This window comes from Vogesella fluminis (assembly GCF_014652335.1).
Classification (GTDB): domain Bacteria; phylum Pseudomonadota; class Gammaproteobacteria; order Burkholderiales; family Chromobacteriaceae; genus Vogesella; species Vogesella fluminis.
Window position 1 is genome coordinate 1 of sequence record NZ_BMYP01000090.1, and the last position, 2387, is coordinate 2387.

The 2387-nt window shown below is 52.7% G+C and carries 1 rRNA gene; it reads right to left on the bottom strand.

From position 1 onward, the window contains the following. Nucleotides 1–71: 71 nt before the first annotated feature. Nucleotides 72–2387: ribosomal RNA gene (locus tag IE083_RS15475) — 23S ribosomal RNA — on the bottom strand; the annotation flags it as partial.

The window sequence follows — 2387 nt, forward strand, 5'->3', positions numbered from 1 at the left end:
CGGTAGAAGATTTCGTATTCCGTATCGCGTTTCCGCTTCGCTCCGCCTCTCGGCAAAGCCACTCAAATGATAGGATCAAGCCTCACGAGCAATTAGTATCGGTTAGCTTAACGCCTCACAGCGCTTCCACACCCGACCTATCAACGTCCTGGTCTCGAACGACTCTTCAGGGACCTCAAGGGCCCAGGGAAGTCTCATCTTCAGGCAAGTTTCCCGCTTAGATGCTTTCAGCGGTTATCTCTTCCGAACTTAGCTACCCGGCAATGCAACTGGCGTCACAACCGGTACACCAGAGGTTCGTCCACTCCGGTCCTCTCGTACTAGGAGCAGCCCCCGTCAAACTTCCAACGCCCACTGCAGATAGGGACCAAACTGTCTCACGACGTTTTGAACCCAGCTCACGTACCACTTTAAATGGCGAACAGCCATACCCTTGGGACCGGCTACAGCCCCAGGATGTGATGAGCCGACATCGAGGTGCCAAACTCCGCCGTCGATGTGAACTCTTGGGCGGAATCAGCCTGTTATCCCCGGAGTACCTTTTATCCGTTGAGCGATGGCCCTTCCATTCAGAACCACCGGATCACTATGTCCTGCTTTCGCACCTGCTCGACTTGTCGGTCTCGCAGTTAAGCTACCTTTTGCCATTGCACTATCAGCACGATTTCCGACCGTACCTAGGTAACCTTCGAACTCCTCCGTTACACTTTGGGAGGAGACCGCCCCAGTCAAACTGCCTACCATGCACTGTCCCCGATCCGGATCACGGACCAAGGTTAGAACCTCAAACACACCAGGGTGGTATTTCAAGGACGGCTCCACAATCACTAGCGTGACTGCTTCATAGCCTCCCACCTATCCTACACAAGTCTGTTCAAAGTCCAATGCAAAGCTACAGTAAAGGTTCACGGGGTCTTTCCGTCTAGCAGCGGGTAGATTGCATCTTCACAAACATTTCAACTTCGCTGAGTCTCAGGAGGAGACAGTGTGGCCATCGTTACGCCATTCGTGCGGGTCGGAACTTACCCGACAAGGAATTTCGCTACCTTAGGACCGTTATAGTTACGGCCGCCGTTTACTGGGACTTCAGTCAAGAGCTTGCACCCCATCATTTAATCTTCCAGCACCGGGCAGGCGTCACTCCGTATACGTCCACTTTCGTGTTGGCACAGAGCTGTGTTTTTGATAAACAGTCGCAGCCACCTATTCTCTGCGACCTCTCCAAGCTCCATTCGCAGGAACTTCACCTAGAGAGGCATACCTTCTCCCGAAGTTACGGTATCAATTTGCCGAGTTCCTTCTCCTGAGTTCTCTCAAGCGCCTTAGAATTCTCATCCTGCCCACCTGTGTCGGTTTGCGGTACGGTTCTTATGCAGCTGAAGCTTAGTGGCTTTTCCTGGAAGCGTGGTATCAGTTACTTCAGGTCCGTAGACCCTCGTCATCACCTCTCGGCCTTAAGGTGCAGCGGATTTGCCTTCCGCACCAGCCTACCGGCTTAAACGACCTATTCCAACAGGCCGCTAACCTAACCTTCTCCGTCCCCACATCGCACTGCATAAAAGTACGGGAATTTTAACCCGTTTCCCATCGACTACGCTTTTCAGCCTCGCCTTAGGGGCCGACTCACCCTACGCCGATGAACGTTGCGTAGGAAACCTTGGGCTTTCGGCGAGCGGGCTTTTCACCCGCTTTATCGCTACTCATGTCAGCATTCGCACTTCTGATATCTCCAGCAGGGTTTACACCACCACCTTCACAGACCTACAGAACGCTCCCCTACCACGGACACATTTGACTGTGCCCATCCGCAGCTTCGGTTATCAGTTTGAGCCCCGTTACATCTTCCGCGCAGGACGACTCGACCAGTGAGCTATTACGCTTTCTTTAAATGATGGCTGCTTCTAAGCCAACATCCTGGCTGTCTGTGCCTTCCCACCTCGTTTACCACTTAACTGATCATTTGGGACCTTAGCTGGCGGTCTGGGTTGTTTCCCTCTTGACGATGGACGTTAGCACCCACCGTCTGTCTCCCATGCTTGCACTTTCCGGTATTCAGAGTTTGCCATGGTTTGGTAAATCGCAATGACCCCCTAGCCATAACAGTGCTTTACCCCCGGAAGTGATACATGAGGCACTACCTAAATAGTTTTCGGGGAGAACCAGCTATCTCCGAGTTTGTTTAGCCTTTCACCCCTATCCACAGCTCATCCCCTAGTTTTGCAACACTAGTGGGTTCGGACCTCCAGTGCGTGTTACCGCACCTTCATCCTGGCCATGGATAGATCACTCGGTTTCGGGTCTACACCCAGCGACTAAAAACGCCCTATTCGGACTCGGTTTCCCTACGCCTCCCCTATTCGGTTAAGCTTGCCACTGAATGTAAGTCG